The 25427-nt window shown below is 60.6% G+C and carries 26 protein-coding genes and 1 other RNA gene; 14 read left to right on the top strand and 13 right to left on the bottom strand.

Annotation, left to right across the window (positions count from 1 at the left end; translation table 11 throughout):
• Positions 1-3 precede the first annotated feature (3 nt).
• Genes ubiH through AACY18_RS08140 form a run of 3 tightly spaced genes read right to left on the bottom strand, consistent with a single transcriptional unit; the run spans position 4 to position 3110 of the window.
• The gene (gene ubiH, locus AACY18_RS08150) at positions 4-1191 is read right to left on the bottom strand and encodes a 2-octaprenyl-6-methoxyphenyl hydroxylase (RefSeq protein WP_339430433.1); all 1188 of its coding nucleotides are present in this window, start codon (positions 1189-1191) and stop codon (positions 4-6) included.
• Positions 1188-2522 carry a Xaa-Pro aminopeptidase gene (gene pepP / locus AACY18_RS08145; protein ID WP_339430434.1) on the bottom strand — a complete coding sequence of 445 codons (1335 nt, stop codon included), beginning with the start codon at positions 2520-2522 and terminating at the stop codon, positions 1188-1190. Before pepP ends, ubiH begins: the two co-directional genes overlap by 4 nt.
• Before the next feature lie 27 nt (positions 2523-2549).
• Positions 2550-3110: a YecA/YgfB family protein gene (locus AACY18_RS08140; protein WP_221730787.1), complete on the bottom strand. Its 561-nt coding sequence runs from the start codon at positions 3108-3110 to the stop codon at positions 2550-2552.
• A gap of 129 nt (positions 3111-3239) precedes the next feature.
• Here AACY18_RS08140 and AACY18_RS08135 point away from each other — a divergent pair, with 129 nt between their 5' ends.
• The 4 genes from AACY18_RS08135 to AACY18_RS08120 all read left to right on the top strand — a co-directional run bounded on the left by AACY18_RS08135 (position 3240) and on the right by AACY18_RS08120 (position 4657).
• A complete protein-coding gene (locus AACY18_RS08135; protein ID WP_221730788.1) occupies positions 3240-3449 on the top strand; it encodes a TIGR02449 family protein in 210 nt (69 codons plus the stop codon).
• Positions 3446-3763 (top strand): cell division protein ZapA, encoded by a 318-nt coding sequence (locus tag AACY18_RS08130; RefSeq protein WP_339430435.1) that lies wholly within the window; start codon positions 3446-3448, stop codon positions 3761-3763. Before AACY18_RS08135 ends, AACY18_RS08130 begins: the two co-directional genes overlap by 4 nt.
• Positions 3764-3793: 30 nt before the next feature.
• A non-coding RNA gene (ssrS, locus tag AACY18_RS08125) (6S RNA) lies at positions 3794-3972 on the top strand.
• 79 nt (positions 3973-4051) lie between these two features.
• A complete protein-coding gene (locus tag AACY18_RS08120) occupies positions 4052-4657 on the top strand; it encodes a 5-formyltetrahydrofolate cyclo-ligase (RefSeq protein ID WP_339430436.1) in 606 nt (201 codons plus the stop codon).
• Positions 4658-4691: 34 nt separating this feature from the next.
• Here the strand turns inward: AACY18_RS08120 and AACY18_RS08115 are convergent, their stop codons facing one another.
• Complete coding sequence (locus AACY18_RS08115; RefSeq protein ID WP_339430437.1) at positions 4692-4847, bottom strand: hypothetical protein; 156 nt, start codon at positions 4845-4847, stop codon at positions 4692-4694.
• 197 nt (positions 4848-5044) lie between these two features.
• On the opposite strand from AACY18_RS08115, the gene AACY18_RS08110 reads away from it, so the two are divergent.
• The 4 genes from AACY18_RS08110 (at position 5045) to AACY18_RS08095 (ending at position 10420) form a co-directional block, all read left to right on the top strand.
• Positions 5045-5494, top strand: a complete 450-nt coding sequence (locus tag AACY18_RS08110; RefSeq protein WP_339464657.1) for an EVE domain-containing protein — start codon at positions 5045-5047, stop codon at positions 5492-5494.
• Positions 5495-5616: 122 nt separating this feature from the next.
• Positions 5617-6582 (top strand): HlyD family secretion protein, encoded by a 966-nt coding sequence (locus tag AACY18_RS08105; RefSeq protein WP_339430439.1) that lies wholly within the window; start codon positions 5617-5619, stop codon positions 6580-6582.
• Entirely contained in the window at positions 6579-9302 is a 2724-nt protein-coding gene (gene rbbA / locus AACY18_RS08100; RefSeq protein WP_339430440.1) for a ribosome-associated ATPase/putative transporter RbbA, read from the top strand. Before AACY18_RS08105 ends, rbbA begins: the two co-directional genes overlap by 4 nt.
• Positions 9302-10420, top strand: a complete 1119-nt coding sequence (locus AACY18_RS08095; RefSeq protein WP_339430441.1) for an ABC transporter permease — start codon at positions 9302-9304, stop codon at positions 10418-10420. Before rbbA ends, AACY18_RS08095 begins: the two co-directional genes overlap by 1 nt.
• 19 nt (positions 10421-10439) lie before the next feature.
• Here AACY18_RS08095 and AACY18_RS08090 read toward each other — a convergent pair whose 3' ends face one another.
• Positions 10440-10847, bottom strand: a complete 408-nt coding sequence (locus AACY18_RS08090) for a flagellar basal body-associated protein FliL (RefSeq protein ID WP_221730796.1) — start codon at positions 10845-10847, stop codon at positions 10440-10442.
• Between the two features lie 150 nt (positions 10848-10997).
• Between AACY18_RS08090 and AACY18_RS08085 the strand changes: the two genes are divergently transcribed.
• A complete protein-coding gene (locus tag AACY18_RS08085) occupies positions 10998-11975 on the top strand; it encodes an NADPH:quinone oxidoreductase family protein (RefSeq protein WP_221730797.1) in 978 nt (325 codons plus the stop codon).
• 17 nt (positions 11976-11992) lie between these two features.
• On the opposite strand, the gene AACY18_RS08080 is transcribed toward AACY18_RS08085, so the two are convergent.
• Positions 11993-12622 carry a flagellar basal body-associated protein FliL gene (locus AACY18_RS08080; protein WP_339464698.1) on the bottom strand — a complete coding sequence of 210 codons (630 nt, stop codon included), beginning with the start codon at positions 12620-12622 and terminating at the stop codon, positions 11993-11995.
• Positions 12623-12848: 226 nt separating this feature from the next.
• Between AACY18_RS08080 and glpT the strand changes: the two genes are divergently transcribed.
• Entirely contained in the window at positions 12849-14198 is a 1350-nt protein-coding gene (glpT, locus tag AACY18_RS08075; protein WP_339430442.1) for a glycerol-3-phosphate transporter, read from the top strand.
• Here glpT and AACY18_RS08070 read toward each other — a convergent pair.
• The 7 genes from AACY18_RS08070 to AACY18_RS08040 all read right to left on the bottom strand — a co-directional run bounded on the left by AACY18_RS08070 (position 14174) and on the right by AACY18_RS08040 (position 22314).
• Positions 14174-14842, bottom strand: a complete 669-nt coding sequence (locus AACY18_RS08070) for a gamma-glutamylcyclotransferase (RefSeq protein ID WP_339430443.1) — start codon at positions 14840-14842, stop codon at positions 14174-14176. The genes glpT and AACY18_RS08070 overlap by 25 nt on opposite strands.
• 196 nt (positions 14843-15038) lie before the next feature.
• Entirely contained in the window at positions 15039-16007 is a 969-nt protein-coding gene (locus AACY18_RS08065; protein WP_339430444.1) for a CDP-6-deoxy-delta-3,4-glucoseen reductase, read from the bottom strand.
• Complete coding sequence (gene ubiD / locus AACY18_RS08060) at positions 16007-17473, bottom strand: 4-hydroxy-3-polyprenylbenzoate decarboxylase (RefSeq protein WP_339464656.1); 1467 nt, start codon at positions 17471-17473, stop codon at positions 16007-16009. The genes AACY18_RS08065 and ubiD overlap by 1 nt, the downstream gene beginning before the upstream one ends.
• A gap of 80 nt (positions 17474-17553) precedes the next feature.
• Positions 17554-19509, bottom strand: a complete 1956-nt coding sequence (locus AACY18_RS08055; RefSeq protein WP_339464655.1) for an acyltransferase family protein — start codon at positions 19507-19509, stop codon at positions 17554-17556.
• Between the two features lie 140 nt (positions 19510-19649).
• Positions 19650-20909, bottom strand: a complete 1260-nt coding sequence (rho, locus tag AACY18_RS08050; protein WP_042561678.1) for a transcription termination factor Rho — start codon at positions 20907-20909, stop codon at positions 19650-19652.
• A gap of 247 nt (positions 20910-21156) precedes the next feature.
• Positions 21157-21486 carry a thioredoxin TrxA gene (gene trxA / locus AACY18_RS08045; protein ID WP_003206727.1) on the bottom strand — a complete coding sequence of 110 codons (330 nt, stop codon included), beginning with the start codon at positions 21484-21486 and terminating at the stop codon, positions 21157-21159.
• A gap of 120 nt (positions 21487-21606) precedes the next feature.
• Positions 21607-22314 carry a FadR/GntR family transcriptional regulator gene (locus AACY18_RS08040; protein ID WP_339430447.1) on the bottom strand — a complete coding sequence of 236 codons (708 nt, stop codon included), beginning with the start codon at positions 22312-22314 and terminating at the stop codon, positions 21607-21609.
• Between the two features lie 256 nt (positions 22315-22570).
• On the opposite strand from AACY18_RS08040, the gene AACY18_RS08035 reads away from it, so the two are divergent.
• From AACY18_RS08035 to AACY18_RS08020, 4 genes are read left to right on the top strand one after another with little or no spacing between them, the layout of a single operon-like run.
• The gene (locus tag AACY18_RS08035) at positions 22571-23356 is read left to right on the top strand and encodes a transporter substrate-binding domain-containing protein (protein WP_339464653.1); all 786 of its coding nucleotides are present in this window, start codon (positions 22571-22573) and stop codon (positions 23354-23356) included.
• A 21-nt stretch (positions 23357-23377) separates the two neighbouring features.
• Positions 23378-24046: an amino acid ABC transporter permease gene (locus AACY18_RS08030; protein WP_339464651.1), complete on the top strand. Its 669-nt coding sequence runs from the start codon at positions 23378-23380 to the stop codon at positions 24044-24046.
• Positions 24043-24693 (top strand): amino acid ABC transporter permease, encoded by a 651-nt coding sequence (locus AACY18_RS08025; RefSeq protein ID WP_339464650.1) that lies wholly within the window; start codon positions 24043-24045, stop codon positions 24691-24693. Before AACY18_RS08030 ends, AACY18_RS08025 begins: the two co-directional genes overlap by 4 nt.
• Positions 24680-25417, top strand: coding sequence for an amino acid ABC transporter ATP-binding protein (locus tag AACY18_RS08020; protein ID WP_339430449.1), 738 nt, complete (start codon positions 24680-24682; stop codon positions 25415-25417). Before AACY18_RS08025 ends, AACY18_RS08020 begins: the two co-directional genes overlap by 14 nt.
• Positions 25418-25427 lie beyond the last annotated feature (10 nt).

Raw genomic sequence — 25427 nt, 5'->3', positions numbered from 1 at the left:
CGCTCAAGCATCCGGACGCGTTCCCAAACCCATGGCCTGACGGGCAAACCAGCGCTTGGCCGGGGGCAGCAGATCAAGGCCGAGCAAACCGATGTTGCGGCCTAACGACACCAAAGGCTGGGAACTGCCGAACAAACGCGTGACCTGATCGGAGAAACCCACCGTCAGGTCTTGATCCAGACGCTGGCGCTCGCGGTACGCCTGTAACGTGGCGAAGTCGCCCAGCGGTTGGTCACTGCCGAGCAAGGCGCAAGCCAGGGCATCGGCATCACGCAATGACAGGTTGAAGCCTTGCCCGGCAATGGGATGCAGGCTGTGCGCAGCGTTGCCAAGCACGGCCAGATGCGAGCGCACCTGCTCTTCGGCCTCCACCAGCGACAGCGGATACAAATGTCGTGCACCGACCTGCTTCAAGGTGCCGAGGCGATAGCCGAACACGCCCTGCAACTCACTGAGGAAGTCGCGCTCGCTCAGGTCGGCCAGCCGTTGCGCATCCATGCCCAGACGAGTCCAGACCAGTGCGCAGCGGTTTTCCGGCAGCGGCAGCAGTGCCATCGGGCCTTCGTCGGTGAAGCGCTCGAAGGCCATGCCGTTGTGCGCTTCGCTCGGGGTGATGTTGGCGATCAGCGCGCTCTGGTTGTACGGACGCTTGCGCACGTTGATGCCCAATTGCTCGCGCAGGCCCGAGCGACCGCCATCGGCCAACACCGCGAGGTCGCATTCAAGGGTGGTTTCATCGTTGAGGGTCAGGCGATAGCCGTCGGGCAGCGGCTCCATCCGCGTGACTTCAGCCGGGCAGCGCCAACTGATCACTTCTTTATCTATGTGCTGCCACAGGCACTGGCCGAGCCAGGCGTTTTCCACCACGTACCCGAGCGCTGGCACGCCCTCTTCCATCGCCGACAAACGCGCGGTGGAGAAGCGCCCACGGTCAGACACATGAATCTGTTTGATCGGCTCGGCGCGGCGGGAGATTTCCTGCCAAACGCCCAGCCGTTGATAAATCTGTCTTGAGCCGAAGGACAGCGCCGACGAGCGCGCGTCATAGCTTGGCTGCCAACTGTCGCCGGGGGCGAACGGCTCGATCAGGACAATTTTCCAGCCGCGGGCCTTGGCTCCGGCCTGCAGGGCCAAGGCCAGACTGGCGCCGACCAGGCCGCCACCGATGATTGCCAGATTGACCCGACTCATGCTGCGTGTGTCCGTGCTTGCGCCATCAGCGCTTCGATGTCGGCGACGGTTTTCGGTACGCCGCGGGTCAGGATTTCACAGCCACTCTTGGTCACTACCACGTCGTCCTCGATGCGTACGCCAATGCCACGCCATTTCTTCGCTACGTTCTGATTGTCCGGGGCGATGTAGATGCCCGGCTCCACGGTCAGCGCCATGCCGACTTCCAGCACGCGCCATTCACCGCCGACCTTGTACTCGCCAACGTCGTGCACATCCATGCCCAGCCAGTGGCCGGCGCGGTGCATGTAAAAGGCTTTATAGGCTTGGCTGGCGATCAACTCGTCAACCTCGCCCTGCAGCAAGCCCAGTTTCACCAGACCTGTAGTGATCACCCGAACCGTGGCTTCGTGTGCCTGATTCCAGTGCTTGTTCGGGGCGATTTCGGCGAAGGCGGCTTCCTGGGAGGCCAGCACCAGTTCGTAAATCGCTTTCTGCTCGGGCGAAAACTTGCCGTTGACCGGCCAGGTGCGGGTGATGTCGCTGGCATAGCAGTCGATCTCGCAACCGGCGTCGATCAGCACCAGATCGCCATCCTTGAGCAACGCGTCATTCTGCTGGTAATGCAGGATGCAGCTGTTGCGTCCGGCGGCGACGATCGAACCGTAGGCCGGCATCTTCGCCCCGCCCTTGCGAAATTCGTAATCCAGTTCGGCTTCGAGGCTGTACTCGTAGAGCCCGGCGCGGCTGGCCTGCATCGCGCGAATGTGCGCCTGGGCCGAGATTCGTGCCGCTTCGCGCATCACCTTCACTTCTGCCGCCGATTTATACAGGCGCATGTCGTGCAGCAGATGATCCAAAGCAACGAATTCGTTCGGCGGCTGGGCGCCGAGGTGCGCCTTGGAGCGGATCACGTTGATCCAGTCCATCAGGTGCCGATCGAATTCAGGGTTGCTGCCCATCGCCGAATACACCCGGTCGCGGCCTTCGATCAGGCCCGGCAGGATGTCGTCGATGTCGGTGATCGGGAATGCGTCGTCGGCACCGAAGTCGCGGATCGCGCCTTCCTGACCGGCGCGCAAGCCGTCCCACAATTCGCGTTCGGCGTTGCGCTCACGGCAGAACAGCAGGTATTCGCCATGCTCGCGGCCGGGCATCAGGACGATCACGGCCTGAGGTTCGGGAAACCCGCTGAGGTATTGGAAATCGCTGTCCTGACGGTAGACGTGCTCGACGTCGCGGTTGCGGATGGCAACTGCGGCGGCGGGCAGGATCGCGATGCTGTTGGGTTCCATCTGCGCCATCAGGGCCTTGCGGCGACGGCTGTATTCCGCTTTCGGGATATGGGTCATGGGCAGATGGTCTTCCCTGGATCGCGATTAATGCAGCGACGGCTTGGCGGCTGGCGGCACATCGGCTTTCTTGGTTTCCGAGAACAGCAGCAGCGGCGCGACGCGCAGATACTCCATGACTTCCATGTAGTCGGTCTCGCCGTCTTCGGATTCTTCCAGGGCATCTTGCACCTGGGAAATGGCTGCCAGATCCTGCAGCACTTCGGTGGCTTCAGTGCTGAGCATGCTGCTGTCGCGGCAGTTGAGGCCGAAACCGCTGAGGAAACCCTGGCACCATTGGCCCAGTGCAGCAGCGCGGTCAGCGAGTGGGGCATCGTCGGTTGGCAGCAGCAGAACGACCGTCACGTCGTCGCCGGTCAACTCACCCTTGACCATCTCTTGCAGGCCGATCAGGGCGTTGCGGACGTTGTCCTGGGGCTCGCTTTCCAGCAGTTCGGCGGCATCGATCAGCCACTCTTCGGCATTGAAGCCGGCACCGGCGCAACTGCGTCCGAGCAGCAGGCCATGCAGTTCGGCAGGCGAGACGTTGTGGCCGCTGGCAGTCAGCAGGGTGGCAAAAGCTTGGTACGGGGAATTGGCAATGGTCATGGGCAGCTAGGCGCCAGACGGCGCTATGTCTAGAATGAAGGCCTTGTATCCTACATCGACAGACTCGCCAAGACTATTAAAGGCTGTCCGGCTGTCACCTCCCGTCAGACACGAACTCAGTGAACCCCAATGGAAGACACCGACCTGCAAGCGCTGATGGCCAGACTCGAAAGACTGATTACCCGAGTCGAGCAACTAAAGAGTCAAAATACACTCTTACTTGCTCAGGAAAAGACCTGGCGCGAGGAACGCGCTCACCTCATTGAAAAAAACGAAATCGCCCGGCGTAAGGTCGAATCGATGATTTCGCGCCTCAAGGCCCTGGAGCAAGACTCATGAGTTCAAGCAATAGCGTTACCGTGCAGATCCTCGACAAAGAGTATTCGATCATCTGCCCGCAGGAAGAACGCAGCAATCTGGTCAGTGCCGCACGCTACCTGGACGGCAAAATGCGCGAGATCCGCAGCAGCGGCAAAGTCATCGGTGCCGACCGCATTGCCGTGATGGCTGCGCTGAACATCACCCACGATCTCTTGCACAAAGAAGAGCGCCCGGATATTCAGGCCAGCGGCTCGACCCGTGAACAGGTACGCGACTTGCTCGATCGTGTCGATCTGGTGCTGGCCGAAGATCCGGACGTCAGCAAAGGCTGATTCGCCAGGCCGCTTGAGGTATACTCGCCGCACTCCCTGGGGTGCTTGCCAGTTGACGATGTCCCTGAGCCGATTCGCACTACCCTGGAAGTTGCACGTTGGGCTGGTGTGCATGTCCGCCAGACGGAAAGCCTTAAAGTCTACTGCATCTTCCACCTTGAACTTTCGGGTTCAAGGGCTAAGTTGACAGCGGTTCATCCGGGGAGCCTGATTCGAATCCGATGTCGGTGAATGCCGACATCGGATTTTTTATGCGTACGTTTTCGTCCAACCTGCCGAAGCCGAACCATGACCGAACCCGCGCTACTGCCCCGCCCGCAACTCCGCCGCCTGCTGCGCAAGGCACGCCGTTCACTGACACCGGGCGAACAACGCCAGGCCGCCAAGGGGCTGTTCCGGCAACTGGCGCAAGACCCGCACTTTCGCCGGGCAAAACACATTTCCCTGTACCTGCCCACCGACGGTGAAATCGACCCACGCATGCTGCTGCGTGAAGCGCAGCGCCGGGGCAAGGCTACCTACCTGCCGGTGCTCAGCGCCTGGCCACGCACCAAAATGGTTTTCCAGCGCATCCGTCCCGGCGAAAAACTCAAACCCAATCGCTTCCGCATTCTCGAGCCGCGCGCCAATCTGGCTCGCCAGCGCAAGATCTGGACACTGGATCTGGTGTTATTGCCGCTGGTGGGATTCGACGACGTCGGTGGTCGACTGGGAATGGGCGGCGGCTTCTATGATCGCAGCCTCGCGTATCTGGCGCGGCGCAAGAACTGGCGCAAGCCGACGCTGCTGGGGCTGGCCCATGAATGTCAGAAAGTCGAACGATTGGCGCAGGCGAGCTGGGATGTACCCTTGCAAGGCACGGTCACCGATAAGGCGTGGTATTTCGCGCGATAGACGCCGCGCAGATCAGCGGCGTCGAAAAGACAGTTCAGCGTTTGAACGCGGTCGACTGTTGAACCTGTTGCGCGACTTCGATTGGTGCGTCGGTCTTGTTGGTCCACAGGCTCTGCGCGTAACCGGTGGTCACGACGCCCAAGCCAAACAAAATAACCAAAGTCCATAGCAAATCCGGTTTGCGTTTCATCGATTGCCCCCCTCAAGGCACCTCATCACGATGACAGCAGCGGTTTCCGTTCGTAGGCCGTGCAGCAGCGTCAAGCTTTAAAGGCCGGCATTTTGCGGCAACGTGAACCTGTGCGCAAACGCTGACGTCAACCGACCGTCGGTTTGTCATAAAATTGCCCGACAACTTGCCCACCCATTCCGCCAGGAGAAAAACACATGGCCTATTGGCTGATGAAATCCGAGCCCGACGAACTCTCAATCAAAGGCCTGGAGACACTCGGCAAAGCGCGCTGGGACGGGGTGCGCAACTATCAGGCGCGCAACTTCCTGCGGGCGATGGCGGTGGGCGATGAGTTCTTTTTCTACCATTCCAGTTGCCCTGAGCCGGGCATTGCCGGGATTGGCAAAATCATTCAAGCGGCCTACCCCGATCCGACGGCTCTGGAGCCGCAGAGTCATTACTTCGACGCGAAGGCCACACCAGAGAAAAACGCCTGGAGCGCGATTGATGTCGCCCATGTCGAAACATTTGCCCGGGTCTTGAAGCTGGACTACCTCAAGCAGCAGACCGCGCTGGCCGAAATGCCACTCGTGCAAAAAGGCAGTCGCCTTTCAGTCATGCCCGTCACACCCCAGCAATGGGCAGCGGTACTCGGATTACGCTGATAACTCTTCGGTCACCGTTTTTTACCTGCAAAAAGGGCTAGGCTTGGCGCTCATTTGATTGACATCAAGCGACGCCGTCGCTTGAACCGTCAGACTGGACGCAATAGCCGCAGGATGCCCTCATGTCAACGCACAGCCGATCTTCACTCATATACGCCGGGGCTCTCCTGGTTCTGCTGGCGGGAGCGGGTGGCTTCGGTTACTGGCTTTCGGTGAGCAACCGCCTGCCCGAAGGCCTTTCGCTGGGCAATGGACGACTGGAAGCCACCGAGGTGCAGATCGCCAGCAAGACGCCCGGCCGCCTGGCCGAGGTGCTGGTCGATGAAGGCGACAAGGTCAGCAAAGGGCAATTGCTCGCCCGCATGGACACCCGCACCCTCGAGGCCGAGCGCAACCAGGCCGAAGCCGAAGTCTTGCGCGCCCGGGAAAACCTCAACGCCGCGCAGGCCAATGTGCAATTGCGCCAGAGTGAGTTGCTGCTGGCCCAGCAAGAGATTGGCCGATCCCAATCGCTGTTCAAGCACGGTTACGTCAGCGCCCAGGTCATCGATCAGTTGCAATCACGCATCGGCACCGGTAACGCCGCCGTCAACGCAGCCCGGGCCCAAGTGTCTGCGGTGGGGGCGGCGATCGGGGCGGCGCAGGCGCAAGTGGCGCAACTGACCAGTGAGATCGATGACAGCAGCTTGCGCGCGCCCATCGACGGAGTGATCCAGTTGCGCATGGCCGAGCCCGGCGAGGTGCTGGGGGCTGGCGGTCGGGTGTTGTTGTTGATCGACCCTAACGACCAATACATGAATCTTTACCTGTCAGCCTCCGTGGCTGGGCGCCTGGCGGTGGGCGATGAAGCGCGCGTCCTGCTCGATGCCCTGCCAGACAAGCCGTTGCCCGCGACAATCAGCTTCGTTGCCGCCAAATCGCAGTTCACCCCAAAAGAGGTCGAGACCCGCGACGAGCGGCAAAAACTGGTGTTCCGCGTCAAGCTGCAACTGGTGCAACCCAGCGCCGTGCCGCAGGCCAAACCCGGCATGCCCGGTGCCGGCTATGTGCGCACCGCGCCGATTGCCTGGCCGGCCAATTTGCAATGAGCAACTGCGCGGTTCAGGCGACCGGTATCGTCCACCGCTACGGTAAACAGCAGGCGTTGAGCGACATTGCCTTCAGCCTGCCGGTCGGCACCCGTTGCGGGCTGATCGGCCCTGATGGCGCGGGCAAATCTAGTCTGCTGGGACTGATCGCCGGCGTGAAAGCCCTGCAACAAGGCCAACTGGACGTCCTGGGCGGCCCGATTCAGGATCGCCACCATCGCAACACGCTCTATGCCCGCATCGCCTTCATGCCTCAGGGGCTGGGCGGCAACTTGTATCCCGAACTGTCGATCACCGAGAACATTCAGTTCTTTGCCACACTCTTTGGCCTGTCGAATGCCGAAAGCGAGCAACGCATGCACAACCTGCTGCTCGCCACGGATCTGCTGAAGTTCGCCGATCGCCCGGCCGGCAAGTTGTCCGGCGGCATGAAGCAGAAGCTGGGGCTGTGCTGCGCGCTGATTCATGAACCGGATCTGCTGATCCTCGATGAGCCGACCACCGGCGTCGATCCACTCTCGCGCCGGCGCTTTTGGGAGCTGATCGACGATGTGCGACGCCAGCGCCCGCAATTGACCCTGCTGGTGGCCACGGCCTACATGGAAGAAGCCGAACAGTTCGAACAGTGCCTGATGCTCGATGGCGGCAAGTTGATCGCCACCGGGCTGAGCCATGAACTGGCAGCCGTGACCCCGAGTGGCAAACTCGATGACGCCTTTACGCATTTTCAGGGTGACAGCGATCACGATGCTCAGCCGCTGGTGATTGCGCCCCGCGCCGAGGGCAACACCGACATCGCCATCGAAGCCCATGACCTGACCCTGCGTTTCGGCGACTTCACGGCAGTGGATCACGTCAGCTTCGCCATCGGTCGCGGCGAGATTTTCGGCTTTCTCGGCTCCAACGGCTGCGGCAAGACCACCACCATGAAAGTCCTGACCGGGCTGATGCCGGCCAGCGAAGGCAGCGCGACGTTGCTGGGCAACCCGGTGAACGCCAAGGATCTGGGCACGCGCAAGCGGGTCGGGTTCATGTCCCAGAGCTTTTCGCTGTACGGCGAACTCAGTGTGCGGCAGAACCTCGACCTGCACGCCCGGTTGTTCGACTTGCCCAAAACCGAGAGTGCGCAGCGCATTGACGGGCTGATCCAGCGCTTCAATCTGCTCGACGTCGCTGACCAGCCGTCCGGCGCGTTGCCTCTGGGGCTGCGGCAACGCCTTTCGCTGGCGGTGGCGGTGTTGCATCACCCGGAAGTGCTGATCCTCGATGAGCCGACCTCAGGCGTCGACCCCGCAGCACGCGACGACTTCTGGCGTTTGCTGATCGAGTTGTCCCGCGATCAAGGCGTGACGATTTTCCTGTCGACCCACTTCATGAACGAAGCCCAGCGCTGCGACCGCATCTCACTGATGCACGCGGGCAAAGTATTGGCTTGCGACACGCCGGCCGCGCTGCAACGTCAGTTCGCCGGCGACACGCTGGAAGCGGCCTTCGTGACCTGCCTGGAACAGGCCCAGGGCAAGGCCGAATCGCACCCCGCAGCCGAACCGCCAATGGCGCCAGCGGCCGCGACTGAGCCGGTCAAGCAGCAAGGTTTGAGCCTCGGTCGCTTGTTGGCGGTGGCCCGTCGCGAAGGCAAGGAATTGCTGCGCGACAAGGTACGCATGGTGTTTGCGCTGGCGGGGGCGATTTTCATGATGGTGATTTTCGGCTACGGGATCTCCCTGGACGTCGAAAACCTCGCGTTCGCCGTTTACGACCAGGATCAAACGCCGCAGAGCCGGGCCTATCTGGAAGCCTTTCGCGGCTCGCGCTACTTCAAGGAACAGCCGGCCATTCAAGACGCTCAAGCGCTGCATCGACGATTGCAACGCTCGGAAATCAAACTGGCGCTGGAGATCCCGCCCGGCTTCGGCCGTGACCTCTACGCCGGGCGCCAGCCCGAAGTGGCGGCGTGGCTGGATGGCGGCATGCCGTTTCGCGCCGAAACCAGCCGCAACTACGTCGAAGCCGTGCATCTGGCCAATCTTCAACAACTGGCCGAACAGAGCAGTCCGGCGTTAAGCCGCCCGCCGGCCGCCAGCCTGCAAACCCGCTTTCGCTATAACCAGGATGTGGTCAGCGTCAATGCCATCGGCCCCGGGGTCATGGCGCTGATCCTGGCGTTCATTCCGGCCATGCTGACCGCGCTGGGTATCGTGCGTGAGAAAGAGCTGGGGTCGATCACCAACTTCTACGCCACGCCCCTGACCCGTCTGGAATTTCTGTTGGGCAAACAGGCACCGTATCTGCTGATCAGTCTGGTCAACCTCGCCGTGCTGGTGGCGATGAACCGCTGGCTGTTCGGCGTGCCGTTCAAGGGCAGCCTGCTGACCCTGGCGTTCGGTGGTTTGCTGTACGTGTTGGCGACCACCAGCATGGGCCTGCTGATCTCGGCCTTCACCCGCACGCAAATCGCCGCGATCCTCGGCACCATGATCATCACCAGCCTGCCGACCATCCAGTTTTCCGGGCTGATCGTGCCGCGCTCTTCGCTTGAAGGGGCGGCGGCGGTCATGGGGATGCTGTTTCCGGCCGGCCATTTCCTCGACATCGCGGTGGGCACGTTTACCAAAGCGCTGAATCTGCGCCAGCTCTGGCCGCAATGCCTGGCCTTGTTCGGATTCTTTGTCGGGTTCACCGGCCTGAGCCTGGTCATGCTGAAGAAGCAGGAGGTTTGATGCACAAGTTTGCGCACATCCTGCGCCTGGGACTCAAAGAGCTGACCAGTCTGCGCCACGACAGCGTGTTGCTGCTGTTCCTGTTCTACGCCTTCACCGTGGCGATCTACATGCCCGCCGCCGGCTCGGTGATCGGCGTACACAACGCCAGCGTGGCCATCGTCGACGAAGACCACAGCGCCCTTTCGCGCCAACTGGCTCAGGCGTTGCAACCGCCGGAGTTCCAGACACCGGAGCTGCTGCCCTATGCGCAACTGGACCCGGTCATGGACAGCGGCCAGTACACGTTCGTCATCAACATCCCGGCGCGCTTTCAGACCGATCTGCTCGCCGGACGCCAACCGGCCATTCAAGTCAATGTCGACGCCACGGCCATGAGCCAGGCGTTCATGGGCGCCGGCTACATCAGCCGGATATTCCAGCGTGAACTGCAGGCCTATGGCGGGCAGAGCGAGGCCGCGGCCAAAGCCCCGGTGAAACTGGTCAGTCGCGCCCTGTTCAACACCAATCTTGAGGGTGGCTGGTTTCTGGCGGTGATCCAGATCGTCAACAACATCACCATTCTGGCCATCATCCTGACCGGCACGGCACTGCTGCGCGAACGCGAACACGGCACCCTCGACCACTTGCTGGTGCTGCCGCTGACGGCGATGGAAATCATGCTGGCGAAAATATGGAGCAACCTGCTGGTGGTGGTGCTGTGCACCTGGCTGTCGCTGGAGGTGGTCGTCAAAGGGGCACTGGGCGTGCCTTTGTCGGGCTCGATGAGCCTGTTTTTGCTGGTGACTGCGGTTTATCTGTTTGCCAGTACCGCGCTGGGCATCTTCCTGGCAACGCTGGCGCGCTCGACGCCACAGTTCGGCCTGCTGGCCATTCCGGTGATCATCCCGATGTTGCTGCTGTCGGGCGGCAGCACGCCGCTGGACAGCATGCCGCAGTGGTTGCAGTGGGTCATGCAGGGCTCGCCGTCCACGCACTTTGTCAGCCTCAGCGCCGCGATACTGTTTCGCGACGCCGGGCTGAGCGTGGTCTGGCCGGACTTGCTGGCGCTGACGGCCATCGGCCTGCTGTTCTTCGTCATTGCCCTGCTGCGATTCCGCAAGAGCCTGGCGTCTTGAACAGCGGCGAGGCGATGGTTTACTGAATGATCAGGTTATTGAACAACAGATCCTCAACCACCGGTTTACCGGTCTCGTCATTCATCACTTGCTGAGTCTGCTTCAGCGCTTCCTGACGCAGTTTTTCCTTGCCATCGATGCTGCCCATCGCCTCGGTGGTTTGCTGGGCGAACAGCGCCACCAGTTGATTGCGGATCAGCGGCTCATTGGCCTTGACCAGTTTGGTCGCCTCTTCACCCGTTACGCGCAGCGCCACGTCGGCCTTGTAGACCTTCAGTTTTGGCGTGCCGTCCAACCCGTAGTTGCCCACGAACGGCGGGCTCAGGGTGATGTAATTGACCTTCGGCGCCTCGCCTTCTTTGGCTTCTTCGGCCAGCGCTGCCACAGGCAGAGACAGGGCCAGCAACAACATGATCCACGCTTTCACAATTCGCTCCTTATCCGGTTTGCGGCCTAGCATAACGGCCCGCCGCGCAAGCACAAGCTTATGGCTGACTATCAGGGCCGGGTATGCTCGTTGACCCGTTGACTGACACACCTACACTTATCGGCCATCACTCCCAAAGGAATAGCCCTGATGAAAGCCGTGCTGTGCAAAGCCTTCGGCCCTGCCGAGTCGCTGGTGCTGGAAGACGTCGCCAGTCCTGTCGCCAAGAAGAACGAAATCCTGCTGGAGGTGCATGCCGCCGGGGTCAACTTTCCGGACACGCTGATCATCGAGGGCAAATACCAATTCAAGCCGCCCTTCCCGTTCTCCCCGGGCGGTGAAGCGGCCGGCGTGGTCAGCGCCGTCGGCGAAAAGGTCAGTCATCTGAAGGTGGGCGACCGGGTCATGGCCCTGACCGGCTGGGGCAGTTTCGCCGAGCAAGTGGCGGTGCCGGGCTACAACGTACTGCCGATTCCGCCGTCGATGGACTTCAACACTGCCGCCGCATTCAGCATGACCTACGGCACCTCGATGCACGCGCTCAAGCAACGCGCCAACCTGCAACCGGGCGAAACCCTGCTGGTGCTCGGTGCATCCGGCGGTGTCGGTCTGGCTGCCGTGGAAATCGGCAAAGCCATGGGCGCCCGGGTCATCGCCGCCGCCAGCAGCGCGGAAAAACTCGCGGTGGCCAAGGCAGCCGGCGCCGATGAACTGATCAACTACAGCGAAACCAGCCTCAAGGACGAAATCAAACGCCTCACCGACGGCCAAGGCGCTGATGTGATCTATGACCCGGTCGGCGGCGATCTTTTTGATCAAGCCGTGCGCGCCATCGCCTGGAACGGCCGCCTCTTGGTCGTCGGCTTCGCCAGCGGCCGCATTCCCGAACTGCCAGTCAACCTCGCCCTGCTCAAGGGCGCAGCGGTGGTCGGCGTGTTCTGGGGCTCCTTCGCCCAGCGCCAGCCGCAAGACAACGCAGCGAACTTCCAGCAGTTGTTCGGCTGGTTTGCCGAAGGCAAGTTAAAACCGTTGGTGTCGCAGGTGTATCCGCTGAGCAATGCGGCGCAGGCGATCAATGATCTTGGCCAGCGAAAAGCGGTGGGCAAGGTGGTGGTGCAGGTGCGCTAAACGCTGTTGCGCAGACGTCAGCCGCCGGACGCGCCTTGGAGGTCGCCCGGCAGCAGATGCTCCTGAATTTTCTGACTTTGCGACTGGATCAGACGCCCCTTGTCATCGAAGCTCAGCACGATAAGCCAGTCGTAGACGTTATCCGGCCACTTTGGCCGGCCAGTGAGTGCCGGGCCATCGCCGCCGAACTCCGCGATCAGCTTATTGATGTGACCGTGATGCCAGGCGATCAACAGCGTATGCGCCTGATTGCTCTTGCGCAGCGTTTTGACCAGTTGCTCAAAGTCGCCATTGTCGTAAGGCTGCTCGATGGGCAACTGCAGGCGCTCGGCCAGCGGGGTCAGGGTCAAGCGCGAGCGGGCACTCTCAGCGGTATCGCCGGCCGCGATCAGGCGCTGGGGCGTAAGTATTTCGCCCGCCAGTTTCAACGGGGTGAAATAGTCGGCATAGGCAACCGCGCGTTGCTCGCCTCGAGCATTGAGTCCTCTGCCTACATCAGGCTTTTCCGCATGACGAACGATCAACACGGTGACATTGCGCAATCCCGGCGCAACGGGGTACTGCGCGAAACTCAGCGCCAGCACCGAAACAGTGAGCGCTATCGCGACTAACAATCGGGGCACCAACCTGCGAATTTTCAGGGCCATCATTCAACTCTGCTGAAGCAATGGGGGTTACTGACGGCGAGTCTAAGACACAACGTATTGGACGCGACAAAAACGCCCTGTTTTTACAGCTGAGCGACAGGTTCGTAAAAGAACATGCGACTTCCAACATTTTCCGCTGTTTTGCCAATGCGAACCGGTGCTATTTTCGGTAACGAAACTGTAACATTCGCATCCGCAGTCAAAACAAGAAATCTGGAGCTCTTGAATGTTTGCTTTCTTTCGTCCTGCCGCACATCAGGCTCCATTGCCTGAAGAAAAAATAGACAGTACCTACCGACGCCTGCGCTGGCAGATCTTTGCCGGTATTTTCATCGGCTACGCGGGTTATTACCTGCTGCGCAAAAACTTCTCCCTGGCCATGCCGTATCTGATCGACGAAGGCTACAGCCGTGGCGATCTGGGTCTGGCGATGTCGGCGATTGCCATTGCGTATGGCTTGTCGAAGTTCCTCATGGGCCTGGTGTCCGACCGTTCCAACCCGCGCTTCTTCCTGCCGTTCGGCTTGCTGGTGTCGGCGGGGGTGATGTTCGTTTTCGGTTTCGCGCCTTGGGCGACGTCCAGCGTGACCATGATGTTCATTCTTCTGTTCATCAACGGCTGGGCCCAGGGCATGGGCTGGCCGCCGAGCGGACGCACCATGGTGCACTGGTGGTCGCAGAAGGAACGCGGCGGCGTGGTCTCGGTGTGGAACGTGGCGCACAACGTCGGCGGTGGCCTGATCGGCCCGCTGTTCCTGATCGGCATGGGCCTGTTCAACGACTGGCACGCCGCGTTCTATGTACCGGCAGCGGTAGCGCTGGGCGTGGCGGTGTTTGCCTTCATTACCATGCGCGACACCCCGCAATCGGTCGGCCTGCCGCCGATCGAGAAGTACAAGAACGATTACCCGGAAGGCTACGATTCCAGCCACGAAGACGAATTCAGCGCCAAGGAAATTTTCGTCAAATACGTGCTGCGCAACAAAATGCTCTGGTACATCGCCATGGCCAACGTCTTCGTCTACCTGCTGCGCTACGGCGTACTCGACTGGGCACCGACCTACCTCAAGGAAGCCAAGGGTTTCACCGTGGATAAAACCTCGTGGGCCTATTTCTTCTACGAGTGGGCCGGTATTCCGGGCACGCTGCTGTGCGGCTGGATGTCGGACAAGATCTTCCGTGGCAACCGCGGCCTGACCGGCATGGTGTTCATGGCGATGGTGACCGTCGCGACACTGGTTTACTGGCTCAACCCGGCCGGCAACCCGACCGTCGACATGATTGCCCTGTTCTCGATCGGCTTCCTGATCTACGGCCCGGTGATGCTGATCGGCTTACAGGCGCTGGAACTGGCGCCGAAGAAAGCTGCCGGTACCGCTGCGGGCTTCACCGGTCTGTTCGGTTATCTGGGGGGGTCGGTCGCGGCCAGTGCCGCGATGGGCTACACCGTGGACCACTTCGGCTGGGACGGCGGTTTCGTCCTGCTGGTCGGCGCTTGCCTGTTGGCGATGGCCTTCCTGGCCCCAACGCTCTGGCACAAGCAAGTCGCCAGTCAGAGCCGCGAAGCCATCGCCTGATCGGCTTTTAATCGACAGCGCTTGAGCCGCGCCTCCAGATTCCGGTCTGGCATGGCGTGGCTGCGCAGGGCGTGGGCGGTCTGCTCGACATAATCGCGAGTCGTGCCGTAACGTCCGCAAGCGCTTTCAAACACCTGGCTCAGCACATGATCCGGCAAGTTGCCGGCATAGCTGGGCAGGTGTCGCTCCAGAACAAATCCCAACGCCTGAACCTGGCTGCCATCTTCGAGCCGGCAGTTGAGCCAGTGTGGCCGATAAGACGGGAACGGCATCTCGCGTTTCCACAGCGCATACAGCGCCGCGTCGAGATTGTCTTCCGGCAGCCGATAGGCGAAGCCGCTGCACGAGCCGCCACGATCCAGACCAAAGACCAATCCGGGCATTTCCGGCGTACCCCGGTGTTCGTGCGACCACAGGTACAAGCCACGATGGTAGCCATGCACACGCCCGCGCACGCGCTCCACCGCTGTGCATTCCGGCCGCCAGATCAACGATCCGTAGGCGAACAGCCACACCGGCCCACCCTTGTGGCGCGCCATGGTCGATTGCATGGAGGCGAGAAGTTGTTCGTGCGTCAGCGGCGGCCCAAGATCGAGCCGCGGAGGGTAAGCCAGGTTCAGAAAAGCGTTTTCAATGGCGCTCATGGCGAATAGCGTTCAGCTCCCCGCGGGTGATGAATTACTTAATAGAACGCACCGCTGAAACAATAAGGCACATATGTTTAAAGGCAATTTAAGTGCCATGGCACGGTTCTTAATTAATTGCCTGGTGGATATATAACCTACCGGTATTTATGTAATTGCATAAATACCGATCAGCTATATAGCGAGTTATAACGACTCAGGCACGTGGGGCGTAGGCAAACACATCAGCGCGCATCTGATGGGCATCCATCCCCGCCTCGACCAAAGCGTCGAGCGTGCCGTAGACCATGGCAGGTGAGCCGCTGGCGTAGACGTGCAGAGGCTTGAGATCCGGAAAGTCTTCACAGACCGCCTCGTGCAGCATCCCGCAGCGCCCTTCCCAGCCGCATTGGTCGCTGACGACTTTGTGCAGAAACAGATTGGGCAGCTTCAGCCATTCGTCCCAATGTTCGATGTCATAAAAATCTTCCGGACGGCGCACGCCCCAGTACAGATGCACGGGATGCTTGAAGCCATTGGCGCGGCAATGTTCGATCAAGCTGTGAATCTGGCCCATGCCGGTACCGGCGGCGATCAACACCAGCGGCCCGTCGGGCAGTTCGGCGAGGTGGGTGTCGCCCATTGGCAGCTCGACGCGCACCATCGCGTTGCGTTGCAGTTGCTCGATCAGGCTCAACGCACTGGCTTCGCGCGCCAGTACGTGGATTTCCAGATCACGTCCGCCGTGCGGTGCCGAGGCCATGGAGAACGCCGATTTTTCGCCGTTCTCGCGCTCGATCATCAAATATTGTCCGGCGTGATAGCGCGGCGGTTTACCGGCCGGCGCGCGCAGGCGCACACGCCAGGTGTCGCCACCGACGTCCCGGCATTCGATGACCTGACACGACAGGCTGCGCACCGGCAACTCTCCCAGCGCGAGCACGCCATCCCACAACAGGACGCAGTCTTCCAGCGGCTCGGCTATGCAAGTGTAGAACTCGCCATGATCGTGCACCTTGCCGGCCTGTTCGACACGGCCTTCCACCAGCAGCGCCGCACACACGTGGCAATTACCATTGCGGCAGCTTTGCGGGCAGTCGTAGCCCAGGCGCCGCGCTCCATCGAGAATCCGCTCACCGGGTTGTATCTCAAGCACCGCTCCGGAGGGCTGCAGGGTTACACGCATCAATCTATTCCTAACTGATTCCAGATGGCATCGATCCGCTGAGTGACGGCGTCGTCCTTGACGATCACGCGGCCCCACTCACGAGTGGTTTCGCCCGGCCACTTGTGGGTGGCATCCAGGCCCATTTTTGAACCCAGGCCGGAGACCGGCGAGGCGAAGTCCAGGTAGTCGATCGGCGTGTTATCGATCATCACCGTGTCGCGCTTGGGGTCCATGCGCGTGGTGATGGCCCAGATCACGTCGTTCCAGTCCCGGGCGTTGATATCGTCGTCGGTGACGATAACGAACTTGGTGTACATGAACTGTCGCAAAAACGACCAGACACCGAGCATCACGCGCTTGGCATGCCCCGGATACGACTTCTTCATCGTCACCACGGCCATGCGGTACGAACAGCCTTCGGGCGGCAGGTAGAAGTCGGTGATCTCCGGGAACTGCTTCTGCAGGATCGGCACGAACACTTCATTCAGCGCCACGCCGAGAATGGCCGGCTCATCCGGCGGACGGCCGGTGTAGGTGCTGTGGTAGATCGGCTTGATCCGGTGGGTGATGCGCTCAACGGTGAACACCGGGAAGCTGTCGACTTCGTTGTAGTAGCCGGTATGGTCGCCATACGGACCTTCGTCGGCCATCTCGCCGGGATGGATCACGCCTTCAAGGATGATCTCGGCACTGGCCGGCACTTGCAGGTCGTTGCCGCGGCACTTCACCAACTCAGTGCGGTTGCCACGCAGCAGTCCGGCGAAAGCGTATTCGGAGAGGCTGTCCGGCACGGGGGTCACGGCGCCGAGAATGGTCGCCGGATCAGCGCCAAGGGCCACGGACACCGGGAACGGCTTGCCCGGGTGTTTCTCGCACCATTCGCGGTAATCCAGCGCGCCGCCACGGTGGCTGAGCCAACGCATGATGACCTTGTTGCGGCCGATCACTTGTTGGCGGTAGATGCCGAGGTTCTGGCGGTCCTTGTTCGGGCCTTTGGTGACGGTCAGGCCCCAGGTGATCAGCGGGCCGACATCGCCGGGCCAGCAGGTTTGCACGGGCAGCATGGCCAGGTCGACGTCGTCGCCTTCGATGACCACTTCCTGGCACACCGCGTCTTTGACGACTTTCGGCGCCATCGAGATGATCTTGCGGAAGATCGGCAGTTTCGACCATGCGTCTTTCAAGCCCTTCGGTGGCTCCGGCTCCTTGAGGAACGCCAGCAGCTTGCCGATTTCGCGCAGCTCGCTGACCGACTCGGCGCCCATGCCCATCGCCACCCGCTCAGGGGTGCCGAACAGGTTGCCGAGCACCGGGATATCGTAGCCGGTGGGTTTCTCGAACAGCAGCGCCGGGCCCTTGGCCCGTAGCGTACGGTCGCACACCTCGGTCATTTCCAGCACCGGCGAGACGGGAATCTGGATGCGTTTCAACTCTCCGCGCTGCTCAAGCTGCTGCACGAAATCCCGAAGATCCTTGAATTTCATTGACGATGGCACCCTCAAAATAGGCGTACATCCTACCTGCTCTGACGGGCAAACAGCAGCCCGTCAGCGTCTGGCATCGCTCAATTGTGGCTCGTACCCAGCAGCAATGGCGCAAACAGGGGACTCAGTCTGGCGCTGCCCACATCAGACAGGTGATCCTCATCCTTGTACTGGGAGTGGCCGTTGACCTCAATGCTGCAGATGCCGCTGGCGCACATCAGCGGCGTTGGATCGATCACATGCACCCCTGGGTCGGCGGCACTCATGGCGTTGAACAAGGCACCGATGAAATGCTGGCGCGCCAGATGCTCCTCCAGCGGACGACCAAGCCCCTCGGTCGAACGCCCAATCCGCGCCAGGCTGGTCAGTCGATTGATGCTGCCTTTGCGCTGCAGCGGCACTTCCTTGAACAACCAGACTTGCGCCCCCGCCTCTCGCAGCGCAGCCACGCGCGCCTTCAGCGCAGCGGCCATGCGTTGCTCGGCCTGGGCAGTATCGTCGTGTGAATTAAGCAGCACCTTCTTGTCACCGTCTTCGCGGCCGTACACATAAAGGCTCCAGTTGGAAGCCAGTACCACATCCCTGATGCCAAGGCTGCGCACCCGCTCCATGGTCTGTTCGTTGAAATCCTTGCAGCGCTGACGCGGGTCATCACTGAGAATCGGCGGACAGGCGCTCATGCTGTACAGCCATACCGGACGCCCCTCGCGACGGGCATTGCTCTCGATGGCCGGCAGCAAGGCGGCGGCATGGCTGTCACCCCAGAACAACTGAGTGGCCGGGACATTCGCCTTGCCACCCACCAGGCAGGCCTTGTCCAGCGACTTGTCCTGGGTGACCAACATGCATTTCATCTGCCCTGCATGCCACTCACGGGACTGCGCGTACTCCAGCGCCTTACCGGTCAGGCGCTGAGGAACACCATCGGCCGAACGGATCGCCGATCCCGTTGCCACGAGCACAACGATGGCCGCAAGACCTCCCGCCAGCACCGCATTGCGAGAGACAAGCAGGCGTTTTTCCCGCAAAGGCAACTCGACATAGCGCAAACTCAGCCACGCAAGGCCCAGCGCCAAGGCTATCCAGGCAATCGCCTCCAATGGCTGAATGCCGTCGATCGAAATAGCGTTGGCGTAGACATACACCGGCCAGTGCCACAGATACAGGGAATAAGAGAGCAACCCGACCCAAACCAATGCTGGCAGGCTCAACAACCGTGCGGTCCAACCAGCCCCTTGCGCGCCCGACCAGATCAACGCCGTTGTGCCCAGCACCGGCAACAACGCCGCCCAGCCCGGGAAAACCGTGGCCTTGTCAAAGGTGAACACCGCGCCCAAAACCGCTGCCAGACCGGCGAGACCCACTGTCTGATACAGCCAGGGACGCACAGCATGTTTGGGCGCTGGCATCACCGCGAGCATCGCGCCGCACAACAACTCCCAAGCGCGAGTCGGCAGTGAGAAGAACGCGAAGTCCGGCTTTTGTTCGATGTAGGTGATGTTCAAGCCAAACGACACCAGCAGCACCGCGAACAACATCCAGCGCCAATGCCGGACATAACGGATCAGCGCAGCCATCAGCAGTGGAAAGAAGATGTAGTACTGCTCTTCCACCGCCAGCGACCAGGTATGCAGCAGCGGTTTGAGATCAGAGGCGGGCTGGAAGTAGCCGTCCTCGCGCATGAACAGAATGTTGGAGATGAACAGAGACTGATAGCGCACCGTTCGGCCCAGCTCGGAGAAGTCCTTGGCCGTCAGCAGCAACCAGCCCAGCGCCAGCGTCACCAGCATGACCACGGTCAGGGCAGGAATGATGCGGCGGGCACGGCGCGCCCAGAAATCGATGAAGCTGAAGCGCTGAGCGCTGATTTCGCGGAACAGGATAGTCGTGATCAGGAACCCGGAAATGACGAAAAACACATCAACACCGACAAAGCCGCCGCTGAATGTATTGAATCCGAAATGAAACAGTACGACGGGAATAACCGCCAGAGCCCGTAATCCGTCGATATCACGGCGATTGCCAAACGTATGCATGAAAGCCCTTTCTTTGTTTTGGATACAAACCCAGAAAGGGAGACCGTTATCAGCCGCGTAAAATTCAATCCCGTACACCGATAATCCAGCGCAAAAAAAAACGCCCCCTTCCGGGAGCGCTCTTTTTAAACAGCTTCGTCTTACTTGCGCTTCATCGACAAGAAGAACTCGTCGTTGGTCTTGGTCGTTTTCAGCTTGTCGATCAGGAACTCGATGGCAGCCACTTCGTCCATCGGGTGCAGCAGTTTGCGCAGGATCCACATACGCTGCAGTTCGTCGTCGGCGGTCAGCAACTCTTCGCGGCGGGTGCCGGAGCGGTTGATGTTGATCGCAGGGAACACGCGCTTTTCCGCAATCTTGCGATCCAGCGGCAGTTCCATGTTGCCGGTACCTTTGAACTCTTCGTAGATCACTTCGTCCATCTTCGAACCGGTTTCAACCAGTGCGGTGGCGATAATGGTCAGCGAGCCGCCTTCTTCGATGTTGCGCGCAGCACCGAAGAAACGCTTCGGTTTCTCCAGGGCGTGGGCGTCAACACCACCGGTCAGCACCTTGCCGGAGCTCGGGATCACGGTGTTGTAGGCGCGGGCCAGACGGGTGATGGAGTCGAGCAGGATCACCACGTCTTTCTTGTGCTCGACCAGGCGTTTGGCCTTCTCGATCACCATTTCGGCCACCTGGACGTGACGGGTCGGCGGCTCGTCGAAGGTCGAGGCAACCACTTCGCCGCGCACGGTGCGCTGCATTTCGGTCACTTCTTCCGGACGTTCGTCGATCAGCAATACGATCAGGTGAACTTCAGGGTTGTTACGGGCGATGTTCGCTGCGATGTTTTGCAGCATGATCGTCTTGCCGGCTTTCGGCGGTGCCACGATCAGACCACGCTGGCCTTTGCCGATCGGCGCACACAGGTCGATCACACGACCGGTCAGGTCTTCGGTGGAACCGTTACCGGCTTCCATCTTCATGCGCACGGTCGGGAACAGCGGGGTCAGGTTCTCGAAGAGAATCTTGTTTTTCGCGTTCTCTGGACGATCGAAGTTGATCGTGTCGACCTTGAGCAGAGCGAAATACCGCTCGCCTTCTTTCGGAGGGCGGATCTTGCCAACGATGGTGTCACCGGTGCGCAAGTTGAAGCGGCGGATCTGGCTCGGCGAGACGTAAATATCGTCTGGGCCGGCGAGATAGGAGGCGTCAGCGGAGCGCAGGAAGCCGAAGCCGTCCTGGAGAATCTCCAGCACGCCATCACCGGAGATTTCCTCGCCGCTTTTCGCGTGCTTTTTGAGCAGGGAGAAAATCACGTCCTGCTTGCGCGAACGGGCCATATTTTCTATGCCCATCTGTTCGGCCAATTCGAGCAGTTCGGTAATCGGCTTTTGCTTGAGTTCAGTCAGATTCATATAGGAATGACGTAATCATTTATGGAGGGGGGGAAATTAAGCTTTTGGCTTAATGAGGCCGCGCCGCGGAGAAGGCGACAGGATCGCGTACTTATTCGAAAAGGAGTGCGTCGGCGACGGCTAGCAGGGGGCAGTGGAGAAACCATTGCGGGGCCGAATGTACCACCTGAGTTTCGGAGCGTCTAGCCCTGAATACGCAAAAAGCCCCGCAAAATGCGAGGCTTTTTTTGGCCTTTTACGGCGACGCTTAAATGTTGGCGTCGAGGAAAGCAGCCAGTTGCGACTTCGACAGGGCGCCGACTTTGGTCGCTTCAACGTTGCCGTTCTTGAACAGCATCAGCGTCGGGATACCACGCACGCCGTGCTTGGCCGGGGTTTCCTGGTTTTCGTCGATGTTCAGTTTGGCAACGGTCAGCTTGCCTTTGTAAGTCTCGGCAATCTCGTCCAGAACCGGAGCGATCATTTTGCATGGGCCGCACCATTCAGCCCAGTAGTCGACCAATACAGCGCCTTCGGCCTTGAGTACGTCGGCTTCGAAGCTAGCGTCGCTAACGTGTTTGATAAGATCGCTGCTCATGGAATTCTCCAGGTTGTAAGCAAAAAAACGTGGCCCATCATATCCGCCCTTCCTCCGTTCAGGAAGCCGCAGATGATTGAGTCTTGCTATGGTGCCCCATGAGTTTGGGTATAGCTCAAGTCACGCCGTGGCGGGGGCGATGAAGGCGATTCCAGTACGCAGCGCGGCATTGCGCACATGTTCCTGCATGGCTTTTTGCGCCGCACCAGAAGCCCGACGGGCAAGCGCACGAAGGATCTTGCGGTGTTCCTGCCAGGTTTCCATGGCACGTTCTGCGCGGATGAACGGTAGCTTCTGGCTTTCCAGAAAGATCTCCGCACTGGCCGTGAGGATGCTCAGCATCGCCTGATTACCGCTGGCCAGCAGGATCCGCCGGTGAAATTCGAAATCCAGCTTCGCCGCCGCTTCAAAGTCGCCGGCACGCAGTTGTTCACGCATCGCCGCGACATTGTCCTCCAGCGCATCCAGATCGAACGTGCTCAACGTCACCGCCGCCAGCCCTGCCGCAAATCCCTCCAGCGCGTAGCGCAACTGGAAGATATCCAGTGGCGAAGCCTGCGCGGCGAACGACCAGCCCGGTGCATGCTCACCACGCGACAGCTCTACCGGCGACTGCACGAAGACGCCCTTGCCCGGCTGAATAGTGACCACGCCCAGCGCGCTCAGTGACGACAGCGCTTCACGCAACGACGCCCGACTGACGCCCAGTTGCAATGCCAGATCCCGTTGCGACGGCAGGGCATCGCCCGGGCCGAAGCCCTGCTCGGTGATCAGTTTGCGAATCGCTTGAAGCGCCACTTCAGGTACGGCGCGAGAGATCGAGTTCATGGTTTTTCAGACGAGCCAGGCCAATGTGCGGCTAGTTGTAAAGCTATTCACCGAGTCCGGCAAGTCGTGCCCCAGCAGGGTTCGGTGCTGAGCGCCGATGCGCCATCGGAGTGCGAAAAACATCCTGACTGTTCAGACCAGTAAGACCGAGCAAACCCACTGAAAATGCGGTCTTGCGGGACGAAACCTGCGTATTGGCATGGCCCGTGCTGTGGCAGATCGCAGAAATCACTTCCCGCCGATCCGGAGATTGTCCATGACCAAGCGTTACAGCGCCCTCCTCGCCGCCTTGTTTTCCAGCCTGTTGCTCAGCCAGGTCCCCGCCCACGCCGACGGTCTGGACGACGTAATCAAACGCGGCACACTGAAAGTCGCGGTGCCCCAGGACTTCCCGCCGTTCGGCTCGGTCGGTCCCGACATGAAGCCCCGCGGACTGGACATCGACACGGCAAAACTGCTGGCCGATCAGTTGAAGGTCAAACTTGAACTGACGCCGGTCAACAGCACCAACCGCATCCCGTTCCTGACCACCGGCAAGGTCGATCTGGTGATTTCCAGCCTGGGCAAGAACCCCGAGCGCGAAAAAGTCATCGACTTCTCCCGCGCCTACGCGCCGTTCTACCTCGCCGTGTTCGGCCCACCGGACGCGGCGATCACCAACCTCGATGACCTCAAGGGCAAAACCATCAGCGTGACCCGTGGCTCCATCGAAGACATCGAGCTGACCAAGGTTGCCCCGGCAGGCGTGACCATCAAGCGCTTTGAAGACAACAACTCGACCATCGCCGCCTACCTGGCCGGGCAAGTTGACCTGATCGCCAGCGGCAACGTGGTGATGGTCGCCATCAGCGAGAAGAACCCGAAACGCGTTCCGGCCCTGAAAGTGAAGCTCAAGGATTCGCCGGTCTACGTCGGCGTGAACAAGAACGAAGCGGCGCTGCTGACCAAGGTCAACGACATCCTGACCACCGCCAAGGCTGACGGCGCGCTGGAAAAGAACTCAAAAACCTGGCTGAAAGAGCCGCTGCCGGCCGATCTCTGATCGACTGCGCGGGAGACCTTCATGGCTTATCAGTTCGATTTCATGCCGGTGGTGCAGAACACCGACCTGCTGTTGCGCGGGGCGCTGTTTACCCTTGAGCTGACAGCCATCGGCGCGGTACTCGGGGTGGGCGTGGGCATCGTAGGGGCGCTGGTGCGGGCGTGGAACATCCGCCCGTTCTCGGCGATCTTCGCCGTCTACGTCGAGTTGATCCGCAACACGCCCTTTCTGGTGCAACTGTTCTTCATCTTCTTCGGCCTGCCGTCGCTCGGCGTGCAGATTTGCGAGTGGCAAGCGGCGGTGCTGGCGATGGTGATCAATCTCGGGGCCTATTCGACCGAGATTATCCGCGCCGGCATCCAGGCAATCCCTCGCGGGCAACTGGAAGCGGCGGCGGCGCTGGCGATGAGTCGCTTCGAGGCGTTTCGTCATGTGGTGCTGCTGCCGGCGCTGGGCAAGGTCTGGCCGGCGCTGAGCAGCCAGATCATCATCGTCATGCTCGGCTCGGCCGTGTGCTCGCAGATCGCCACCGAAGAGTTGAGCTTTGCTGCCAACTTCATTCAGTCGCGCAACTTTCGCGCCTTTGAAACCTACGCGCTGACCACGCTGATCTACCTGTGCATGGCGCTGCTGATCCGCCAACTGCTGAACTGGATCGGTCGGCGCTACATTTCGAGGAGCAGCCAATGAGCGATTTCACGTTCTGGGACATCCTGCGCAACCTGCTCATCGGCCTGCAATGGACGGTGGCGCTTTCGCTGGTGGCATTTATTGGTGGCGGCATTGTCGGGCTGCTGATCCTGATCATGCGCATCTCGAAAAACACCTTGCCGAGCAGCATCGCCCGCACCTGGATCGAGTTGTTCCAGGGCACGCCGCTGCTGATGCAGCTATTTCTGGTGTTTTTCGGCGTGGCGCTGGCCGGGATTGAAATCTCGCCGTGGATGGCCGCCGCGATTGCCCTGACGCTGTTCACCAGCGCCTATCTGGCAGAGATCTGGCGCGGTTGTGTCGAGGCGATTCCCAGCGGTCAGTGGGAAGCTTCGTCGAGTCTGGCGCTCAATCCTCTGGAGCAATTGCGCTATGTGATCCTGCCGCAAGCGCTGCGCATCGCCGTGGCGCCGACCGTGGGTTTCTCGGTGCAAGTGGTCAAAGGCACCGCTGTAACCTCGATCATCGGTTTTACCGAGCTGACCAAAACCGGCGGCATGCTCGCCAATGCCACGTTCGAACCGTTCATGGTCTACGGCCTCGTCGCCCTCGGCTACTTCCTGCTTTGTTACCCCTTGTCCCTCAGTGCGCGCTACCTGGAAAGGAGACTGCATGCCTCTGCTTAGAATTTCCGCCCTGCATAAATACTACGGCGATCACCACGTCCTCAAAGGCATCGACCTCAGCGTCGAGGAAGGCCAGGTGGTGGCGATCATCGGTCGCAGCGGCTCGGGCAAATCCACTTTGCTGCGCACCCTCAATGGCCTGGAGTCGATCAACGACGGCGTGATCGAAGTCGACGGCGAATACCTCGACGCCGCCCGCGCCGACCTGCGCAGCTTGCGACAGAAAGTCGGCATGGTGTTTCAGCAATTCAACCTGTTCCCACACCTGACCGTCGGTGAGAACGTGATGCTTGCGCCACAAGTGGTGCAAAAAGTGCCGAAGGCCAAAGCAGCGGAACTGGCGCGCAAGATGCTCGAGCGCGTGGGTCTGGGCGAGAAGTTCGATGCGTTCCCCGATCGGCTGTCCGGCGGGCAACAGCAACGGGTGGCGATTGCCCGTGCTTTGGCGATGTCGCCGAAGGTGCTGCTGTGCGACGAAATCACCTCGGCGCTGGACCCGGAACTGGTCAACGAAGTGCTCAGCGTGGTGCGGCAACTGGCGAAAGAAGGCATGACGCTGATCATGGTCACCCACGAAATGCGCTTTGCCCGCGAGGTCGGCGACAAACTGGTGTTCATGCACCACGGCAAGGTGCATGAGGTGGGCGATCCGAAGGTGTTGTTTGCCAATCCGCAGACGGCGGAGCTGGCGAATTTCATTGGTACCGCCGAAGCGACTGCCTGATGGATCCTCA

Source organism: Pseudomonas sp. EA_65y_Pfl2_P74, assembly GCF_963970575.1.
GTDB lineage: Bacteria > Pseudomonadota > Gammaproteobacteria > Pseudomonadales > Pseudomonadaceae > Aquipseudomonas > Aquipseudomonas baetica_A.
Note: the sequence above shows the minus strand (reverse complement) of the source record. Positions and strands in the feature narration are given on the sequence as shown.